The 7317-nt window shown below is 55.5% G+C and carries 7 protein-coding genes; 6 read left to right on the top strand and 1 reads right to left on the bottom strand.

The window, feature by feature from the left end; all coding sequences use genetic code 11:
- The 6 genes from FN633_RS10010 to otsA form a co-directional block, all read left to right on the top strand.
- Nucleotides 1-393, top strand: a 393-nt coding sequence (locus tag FN633_RS10010) for a DJ-1/PfpI family protein (RefSeq protein ID WP_154058899.1), incomplete at its 5' end; no start/stop codon positions are given.
- Between the two features lie 315 nt (nucleotides 394-708).
- Nucleotides 709-1698 (top strand): arabinose ABC transporter substrate-binding protein, encoded by a 990-nt coding sequence (locus FN633_RS10005; RefSeq protein ID WP_042391400.1) that lies wholly within the window; start codon nucleotides 709-711, stop codon nucleotides 1696-1698.
- Between the two features lie 86 nt (nucleotides 1699-1784).
- The gene (araG, locus tag FN633_RS10000; protein WP_154057601.1) at nucleotides 1785-3299 is read left to right on the top strand and encodes an L-arabinose ABC transporter ATP-binding protein AraG; all 1515 of its coding nucleotides are present in this window, start codon (nucleotides 1785-1787) and stop codon (nucleotides 3297-3299) included.
- Between the two features lie 14 nt (nucleotides 3300-3313).
- Nucleotides 3314-4294 (top strand): L-arabinose ABC transporter permease AraH, encoded by a 981-nt coding sequence (araH, locus tag FN633_RS09995; RefSeq protein ID WP_154057600.1) that lies wholly within the window; start codon nucleotides 3314-3316, stop codon nucleotides 4292-4294.
- Nucleotides 4295-4476: 182 nt separating this feature from the next.
- Nucleotides 4477-5283: a trehalose-phosphatase gene (gene otsB, locus FN633_RS09990; protein WP_154057599.1), complete on the top strand. Its 807-nt coding sequence runs from the start codon at nucleotides 4477-4479 to the stop codon at nucleotides 5281-5283.
- Complete coding sequence (gene otsA / locus FN633_RS09985) at nucleotides 5258-6682, top strand: alpha,alpha-trehalose-phosphate synthase (protein ID WP_154057598.1); 1425 nt, start codon at nucleotides 5258-5260, stop codon at nucleotides 6680-6682. Before otsB ends, otsA begins: the two co-directional genes overlap by 26 nt.
- 31 nt (nucleotides 6683-6713) lie before the next feature.
- On the opposite strand, the gene uspC is transcribed toward otsA, so the two are convergent.
- On the bottom strand, nucleotides 6714-7142 hold the full coding sequence (gene uspC, locus FN633_RS09980; protein WP_154057597.1) for a universal stress protein UspC: 429 nt from the start codon (nucleotides 7140-7142) through the stop codon (nucleotides 6714-6716).
- Nucleotides 7143-7317 lie beyond the last annotated feature (175 nt).

Raw genomic sequence — 7317 nt, 5'->3', positions numbered from 1 at the left:
TTAAGCGAGCGCCTGGATACGCTTTATGATGCTGTAGTTCTGCCGGGCGGACCGGAGGGGAGCGTCAACCTCGCGGCGAGCGCAGAGGTTATCGCTTTTGTTACCCGTCATGACGAGGCAGAGAAGCTTATCTGTCCCATCTGCTCGGCAGCCGCTCGGGTACTGGGAGGTAATGGCCTGCTGAAGGGACGGCGCTACGTCTGTTCAGGCGATCTGTATGAAACCGTAACCGACGGCCACTATGTCGACGCTGCCGTCGTAGAGGATGGGAATCTGATTAGCGGTAAAGGATTAGGCCGGGTGTTCGATTTTGCCTTTGCCGTCTCAGCGCGCCTGTTGGGTGATGATGCCCCCGTGCGCGACCACGCAGATCATATCTACTATCCGCTCTAAAATTATTTCTCACTACCCCCCGTCAGGCCACAAGGATAAGCTGGCTGGCCTGATGGATAATTCTGCTACGCCCCTCTGCATTTGTCCGACAAATAAGCCATTTCTTATGAATATATTCGCTGAATTTATGCACGCTTTTACTGTAATTCTGCGGTGTGATGGCGCTCTCCTATGGAGGATCAATTTCCCGCTAAAACTACTCTTCAGCAATAGCATCTCCTGATAGACGTGTGCTAATGCCTTGTTTTAAGGCTGATTAGACAGCTCATAAACTCTCATTCCCTACATAAAAAAGCGTTAAAGCTGGAGTAAACCATGCACAAATTCACTAAAGCGCTGGCGGCCATTGGTTTAGCTGCCGTTATGTCACAATCCGCTATCGCCGAAACGATGAAGCTCGGTTTTTTGGTTAAGCAGCCCGAAGAGCCATGGTTCCAGACCGAGTGGAAATTCGCTGATAAGGCGGGCAAAGATTTAGGTTTCGAGGTCATTAAAATTGCCGTCCCGGACGGTGAGAAAACGCTGAATGCCATTGATAGCCTGGCCGCCAGCGGGGCGAAAGGGTTTGTTATCTGTACCCCGGATCCCAAGCTGGGCTCAGCGATTGTCGCCAAAGCGCGCGGCTATGACATGAAAGTTATTGCCGTGGACGATCAGTTCGTCAACGCCAAAGGCAAGCCGATGGAGACCGTACCGCTGGTGATGATGGCCGCCAGCGAGATTGGCGCTCGCCAGGGGCAGGAGCTGTATAAAGAGATGCAAAAACGCGGCTGGGATGTGAAAGAGACCGGCGTGATGGCGATCACCGCCGACGAGCTGGATACCGCCCGTCGCCGCACCTCTGGCTCAATGGATGCCCTGAAAGCTGCAGGCTTCCCGGAGAAACAGATCTATAAGGTTCCAACCAAATCCAACGATATTCCCGGCGCGTTCGATGCCGGCAACTCCTTGCTGGTTCAGCATCCGGAGGTGAAACACTGGCTGGTGGTCGGCATGAACGATAACACCGTGCTGGGCGGCGTGCGCGCGACCGAAGGGCAGGGCTTCAAAGCTGCCGACGTGATCGGCATCGGCATCAACGGCGTTGACGCCGTGAGCGAGCTCTCCAAGGCCCAGGGTACTGGCTTCTATGGCTCGCTGCTGCCAAGCCCGGACGTCCACGGCTATAAGACCAGCGAAATGCTCTACAACTGGGTGGAGAAAGGCGTCGAGCCGCCGAAGTTCACCGCGGTGACTGACGTGGTACTGATCACCCGCGACAACTTTAAAGAAGAGTTAGCGAAGAAAGGGCTAGGCGTGAAGTAATTCGCGCCGTTGGTTGCGCCCTTCACCGCAGGCTTTCAACGCCGGGTGAGGGGCCAGTCGTACCATAAATGCGTCACGGAGACGTTATGCAACAGTCAACTCCATATCTCTCTTTCCGTGGTATTAGCAAAACTTTCCCCGGCGTGAAAGCCCTGAGCGACATTAGCTTCGACTGCTATGCCGGTCAGGTGCACGCCCTGATGGGGGAGAACGGCGCGGGTAAATCGACGCTGTTAAAAATTCTTAGCGGCAACTATGCCCCCTCCGGCGGCACGCTGGTGCTGGAGGGGAAAGAGGTCAGCTTTGCCGACACCACCGCCGCGCTGAATGCCGGAGTGGCGATCATCTATCAGGAGCTGCATCTGGTTCCCGAGATGACCGTCGCGGAAAATATCTATCTTGGCCAGCTGCCGCAGAAGGGCGGGCTGGTGAATCGTTCCCTGCTGAACTATGAGGCCCGACTCCAGCTGGAGCATCTCGGACTGGATATCGATCCGCAGACGCCGCTGAAATATCTCTCCATCGGCCAGTGGCAGATGGTCGAAATTGCCAAAGCGCTGGCGCGCAACGCGAAGGTGATCGCCTTCGATGAACCGACCAGCTCGCTCTCGGCGCGGGAGATCGACAACCTGTTTCGGGTGATCCGCGAGCTGCGCAATGAGGGACGGGTGATCCTCTACGTTTCCCACCGTATGGAGGAGATTTTCGCCCTCAGCGACGCCATCACCGTCTTTAAAGACGGGCGCTACGTGCGCACCTTTGACGATATGCAGCAGGTCAACCACGACTCGCTGGTGCAGGCAATGGTTGGGCGCGATCTCGGCGATATTTACGGCTGGCAGCCGCGTGAGTACGGCGCGGAGATGCTGCGTCTGGAGGGGGTGAAAGCCCCCGGCGTGCGCCATCCCGTGAGCTTCTCGGTGCGGGGCGGCGAAATCGTCGGCCTGTTTGGGCTGGTGGGGGCCGGGCGCAGCGAGCTGATGAAGGGGCTGTTCGGCGGCACGCGCATCACCGCAGGTCAGCTGATCATTGACGGCAAGCCGCTGACTATTCAAAAGCCAGCCCACGCTATTCGCGCCGGGATGATGCTCTGTCCCGAGGATCGCAAAGCCGAAGGCATCATTCCCGTCCACTCCGTGCGTGACAACATCAATATCAGCGCCCGACGCAAGTCCGTTCGCGCCGGATGCCTGATTAACGACGGCTGGGAGGTGGAAAACGCCGACCACCATATTCGCTCTCTTAATATCAAAACCCCCGGCGCTGAGCAGCTGATTATGAATCTCTCCGGCGGGAACCAGCAGAAAGCCATTCTTGGCCGCTGGCTCTCGGAAGAGATGAAGGTCATTTTGCTCGATGAGCCGACGCGCGGTATAGACGTGGGCGCGAAGCATGAGATCTACAACGTTATCTACGCCCTGGCGTCACGCGGCGTAGCGGTACTGTTTGCCTCCAGCGACCTGCCGGAAGTGCTCGGCGTCGCCGATCGCATTTTGGTGATGCGGGAAGGGGAGATCGCCGGCGAGCTGCTGCACGGCGAAGCAGACGAAAAACAGGCGCTAAGCCTCGCCATGCCTAAAGTGAGTCAGGCCGTTGCCTGAGTAAGGAGAGTATGATGTCATCAGTAACAAGCTCCGGCGCAGGAAAGTCGCCGTTCAGTCTGGGGCGTATCTGGGATCACTACGGCATGCTGGTGGTCTTTGCCGTACTGTTTATCGGCTGCGCCCTGTTTGTGCCTAACTTTGCCAGCTTCGTTAATATGAAAGGGCTGGGGCTCGCCATCTCAATGTCGGGCATGGTGGCCTGCGGAATGCTTTTCTGCCTGGCCTCCGGCGACTTTGACCTGTCGGTGGCCTCGGTCATCGCCTGCGCGGGCGTCACCGCGGCGGTGGTGATTAACATGACGGAGAGCCTGTGGATCGGCGTCTTTGCGGGCCTGATGCTGGGCGTGCTGAGCGGTCTGGTTAACGGCTTCGTCATTGCCAGGCTGAAGATCAACGCCCTGATTACCACCCTCGCGACAATGCAGATCGTCCGCGGCCTGGCCTATATCATCTCCGACGGTAAAGCGGTGGGGATTGAAGACGAGCGTTTCTTCACCCTCGGCTATACCAACTGGTTCGGTCTGCCTGCGCCTATCTGGCTGACCGTGGCCTGCCTTATCATCTTCGGTTTCCTGCTTAACAGAACCACCTTTGGCCGTAATACGCTGGCCATTGGCGGCAATGAAGAGGCGGCGCGTCTGGCGGGGGTGCCGGTGGTACGCACAAAAATTATTATCTTTGTGCTCTCCGGCCTGGTATCGGCCGCTGCCGGGATCATTCTGGCGTCGCGCATGACCAGCGGCCAGCCGATGACCTCCATTGGTTACGAGCTGATCGTGATCTCTGCCTGCGTACTGGGCGGGGTTTCCCTCAAAGGCGGGATAGGAAAAATCTCGTATGTGGTGGCGGGTATCCTGATCCTCGGCACCGTAGAGAATGCCATGAACCTGCTGAATATCTCTCCCTTCTCGCAGTACGTTGTACGCGGCCTGATCCTACTGGCGGCGGTCATCTTCGACCGTTACAAACAGAAGGCCAAGCGTACCGTTTGAATCCTGATATCTCACCAAACGGCCTCTTTTTTAATCGTTTTTACCTCTCAGCCAGCCGCAATTGCGGCTGGTTTCTTTGCTTTAAAATGGCGAGGAGCGTGACACTGTCTATACTTACATGGCTAATGATAATGAGAGATAGTCGTAAACGCGGCATCGAAACCTGAAAGGAGGAGACCAGGGTGGCTGACCAGTTAGCTGTACCGCCTGTACTTTCCGCAAACTATGCTTACTTCTTTGACCTCGACGGAACCCTCGCCGAAATCAAACCTCGTCCCGATCAGGTCTTTATTCCCACCGGGGTCCTTACCCTGCTCAAACGTCTGGCCGAAATGAATCAGGGCGCGGTGGCGCTGGTATCGGGTCGCTCCATGAAAGAGCTGGATGCCATTGCATCTCCGCTGCATTTCCCGCTTGCCGGGGTGCATGGCGCACAGCGACGCGACTTCCAAGACAAAACGCACGAGATCGCCCTGCCGGAAGAGCAGGTTAAGCAGATGGAGCTGGAGCTGATCGCGGCGCTCGATCCCCTGAAAGGGACGGAGCTGGAGGCGAAGGGGATGGCGTTTGCACTGCACTATCGCCAGGCCGTTCATCACGAAGAGGCTATCTTTGCGCTGGCAAAGGCGATGGAAGAGAAATATCCGAATTTAGCGCTGCAGCCGGGTAAATGCGTGGTAGAGCTGAAACCACGTGGTATCAATAAAGGAGCAGCAGTAGAAGCATTCATGCAGGAGCCGCCTTTTTGCGGGCGCAAACCTGTTTTCCTGGGAGACGACCTCACTGACGAGGCAGGCTTCAAGGTTGTGAATCGCCTTGATGGCGTATCCATAAAGGTCGGTATTGGCGCAACGCAGGCGCAGTACCGCCTGGAAAGCGTCGCGGACGTTCATCAATGGCTCGAAAATATTACTGACCATCAACAACAAGAAGAAATGGCGTTAACTAACAGGAGAGATGGCTATGAGTCGCTTAGTCGTAGTATCTAATCGTATCGCACCGCCGGATGATAAAAAATCAAGCGCCGGTGGGCTGGCCGTCGGCATTATGGGTGCACTGAAAGGAACCGGCGGGCTCTGGTTTGGCTGGAGCGGTGAAATTGGTAATGAAGATCAGCCGCTAAAGAAGGTTACCCATGGCAATATCACCTGGGCCTCGTTTAACCTCAGCGAGCAGGATTATGATGAGTACTACAGCCAGTTTTCCAATGCCGTGCTGTGGCCCGCGTTCCACTACCGTCTTGATTTAGTGAAGTTCCAGCGTGAGGCCTGGGAGGGCTATCAGCGCGTCAACGCACTGCTGGCAGACAAGCTGGTGCCGCTGCTTGAAGAAGACGATATTCTCTGGATCCACGATTACCATCTGCTGCCGTTTGCCAACGAGCTTCGCCAGCGTGGCGTGAATAACCAGATTGGTTTCTTCCTGCATATTCCATTCCCGACCCCGGAAATCTTTAACGCACTGCCGCCGCATGCCGAACTGCTGGAGCAGCTGTGCGACTACGATCTGCTGGGCTTCCAGACCGAGAGCGACCGCGTGTCCTTCCTCGACAGCCTCTCTAGCCAGACGCGCTTAACTGCCCGGGGCGACAAGACCCATACCGCATGGGGCAAAACCTTCCGTACCGAGGTCTATCCTATTGGTATTGAGCCGGATGAGATTGCTCAGCAGGCCTCTGGCCCGCTACCGCCGAAGCTGGCGCAGCTTAAAGCCGAGCTGGCAAATGTGAAAAACATCTTCTCCGTTGAGCGGCTGGACTACTCTAAGGGCCTGCCGGAACGTTTCCATGCCTATGAAACTCTGCTGGAGAAGTTCCCGCAGCACCACGGTAAAATCCGCTATACGCAGATTGCACCTACCTCGCGGGGCGAGGTTCAGGCCTATCAGGATATTCGTCATCAGCTGGAGACCGAAGCCGGACGTATTAACGGTAAATATGGTCAGCTGGGCTGGACGCCGCTCTATTACCTCAATCAGCATTTTGATCGTAAGCTGCTGATGAAGGTCTTCCGCTACGCTGACGTGGGTCTGGTAACGCCCCTGCGTGACGGGATGAACCTCGTTGCTAAAGAATACGTTGCGGCGCAGGATCCGGCTAACCCCGGCGTGCTGGTGCTCTCTAAGTTTGCCGGTGCGGCGAACGAGCTAACTTCCGCGCTGTTGGTCAACCCATACGACCGTGATGATGTGGCTAATGCCATGAACCGGGCGCTGACCATGCCGCTGGCGGAGCGTATTTCTCGCCACGCCGAGATGATGGATGTGATCAGAAAAAATGACATTCAGCACTGGCAGGAGAGGTTTATTGCCGATTTAAAGCGCATAGCGCCTCGTAATGCAGAGACCCTTCTGCAGAATAACGTGGCGACCTTCCCCAAGCTGGCGTAAACACCTCTGCGCTCCCGCTGCGGCGGGGGCGCTATTCCTCTCCTAGCGGTACCAGTAGCACGTCAACCTTACTTACTCCCACCACGCCCTTAGCCGAACAGGCCGCCCGCGAAAAATAACGCTGATTATGGTTACCATAAATAACCAGATCGATCCCGTCTCGCTCGCAAAGATGGACAATATTTTCACTCAGAGCACCCGAGGCAATAATCGTTTCAGCTATAGGATAGTCTGCCTGCGCAATTAGCTCATTCATAAACTGCTGCGTCTCCTCCAGCATCAGAGCGCGCAAATTTTCCATCATGGGCGCGGCAAACTGATTATACATTTCGGGATCGCTAGCCAGGGTAAGCAGGCTAATACGTGCTTGATAGGGACGGGCAATGGATACGGCTTTTTTAAGCAGCAGATGGCTTTCTGAATTAACGGCAACCGCAACCAATAGGTGAGAATAGCTCATATCTCGCTCCTTAATGGAGAATGAACCCTTGACACATCTTTACCTTCTTTTTACACAGCGTGCAAGCAAAAAAGTGTGACAAACCTGTGAACATTCTCATAAATATTCACTAATTATTCCAGCGCATGGAATCGCGCCATTTTTGAATATGTTAACGAAATATAACGACTTAATA

It is taken from the genome of Pseudescherichia vulneris, from assembly GCF_902164725.1.
In the GTDB taxonomy this organism is placed as follows: Bacteria; Pseudomonadota; Gammaproteobacteria; order Enterobacterales; family Enterobacteriaceae; genus Pseudescherichia; species Pseudescherichia vulneris.
The sequence above is the reverse complement of the archived record's forward strand: the minus strand, read 5'-3'. Positions and strand labels throughout refer to the sequence as shown.